The organism is Pyrobaculum sp. (assembly GCF_049971835.1).
Taxonomy (GTDB): Archaea; Thermoproteota; Thermoprotei; order Thermoproteales; family Thermoproteaceae; genus Pyrobaculum.
This window is the reverse complement of record NZ_JBMFKV010000379.1, coordinates 1-1,192: the sequence shown is the minus strand read 5'-3', so window position 1 is coordinate 1,192 and position 1,192 is coordinate 1. Positions and strand designations below refer to the sequence as shown.

Annotated in this window: 3 protein-coding genes; 2 read left to right on the top strand and 1 reads right to left on the bottom strand. The window is 53.4% G+C overall.

Annotated features, from left to right (window positions below):
• Positions 1-148 precede the first annotated feature (148 nt).
• On the top strand, positions 149-376 hold the full coding sequence (locus tag ACP5J3_RS14815; protein WP_428496380.1) for an AbrB/MazE/SpoVT family DNA-binding domain-containing protein: 228 nt from the start codon (positions 149-151) through the stop codon (positions 374-376).
• Complete coding sequence (locus tag ACP5J3_RS14810; protein WP_428496379.1) at positions 360-773, top strand: PIN domain-containing protein; 414 nt, start codon at positions 360-362, stop codon at positions 771-773. The genes ACP5J3_RS14815 and ACP5J3_RS14810 overlap by 17 nt, the downstream gene beginning before the upstream one ends.
• 65 nt (positions 774-838) lie before the next feature.
• On the opposite strand, the gene ACP5J3_RS14805 is transcribed toward ACP5J3_RS14810, so the two are convergent.
• Positions 839-1,192, bottom strand: a 354-nt coding sequence (locus ACP5J3_RS14805) for a DUF1641 domain-containing protein (RefSeq protein WP_428496378.1), incomplete at its 5' end; no start/stop codon positions are given.

The window sequence follows — 1,192 nt, the reverse complement described above, 5'->3', positions numbered from 1 at the left end:
GAGCCGGTCACAACCGCGGTGGGCATGTATAAACAATCACTATATAATATACATCTGCCTGCCACGCGCCAGATATTACTAGCCGTGCCCAGGCGGCGGGGCGCACGTCATAGTAGCAAGCTTTTTAATCTACTACGCATCTTCTACTATGGCCACGGTCAAGGTGACGCGTAACTATCAAATTACCATACCTGCTGAGTATAGGAAGAAGCTGGGCATTGAGATAGGCGACGTAGTGACGATATACCTGGAGGGGGACAGACTAGTGCTTGTCCCAGCCAGGAGGCGCAGAATCACCTTCAAGGCAGGCCGTCCCATAAGCGTCGAGGAGTTGGAAAGAGCAGTGGAGAAGGCGCTAGATGAAGCTGTTAGTTGACACCAACGTGTTGGTATACGAGTCTTTTGAAGACTCGGAGAGGCATGTGGAGGCGTCCGAAATTATATACAGCAACGAGGTGTACATCCCCACGATCGTCCTTCATGAATACATCTGGCTACTCACACGCCACTTCCAGATAGCCGCGGCGCAGGTGGCTTTGAAACTTGAACAGCTACTTTCCGAGAAAAATATACACATCATATGTGAAGAGGCCAGCGATTTGACATACGCACTGAGGCTACTCAACGAAGACGGAGCCAAGCCGTCGGATGTAAACGACTACATTATCCTAGCCACGGCCCTCAACCGAGATCTCCACTTGGCGACATACGACAAACAGCTTAGAAAGGCAGGTGCAAAGCGGGGACTTCCACTAATACCACCCGCTGTGTAGCCCCCGAAAAACACAGCCATATTTGATTCTAAAAAACCAGGTATGGGGGATCAGGTGGCTTGTGGCTAGGCCTTTTCGCTGACCTGTTTTAGGTTCTCCTCCATGCAGCTACCCATTGCCTTTAGTATCGTCAGCATTATGCCCATGGCCTTCTGCACCTCGGGGTCGCGCATGGCGCTGAGGAGGCCCATGAGGCCCACCTTGGGGGCGCCGTTTTCGGCTATTTGCCTCAGCGCCTTGCTTGTACACACCACGCCGCCCTGCATCGCGGCGCTCATGGCGTTTATGTCGGCGGCGTCCAAGATGGACAGCATGGAGATTGGCGGAGCCGCCACTTTGAAGATCTGTATGTCGGCCATTAGATGCGGTAGCCTCTCCAGCCCGATCTTCACCGGTAGCAACAGGGAGCTGAGCTCCTC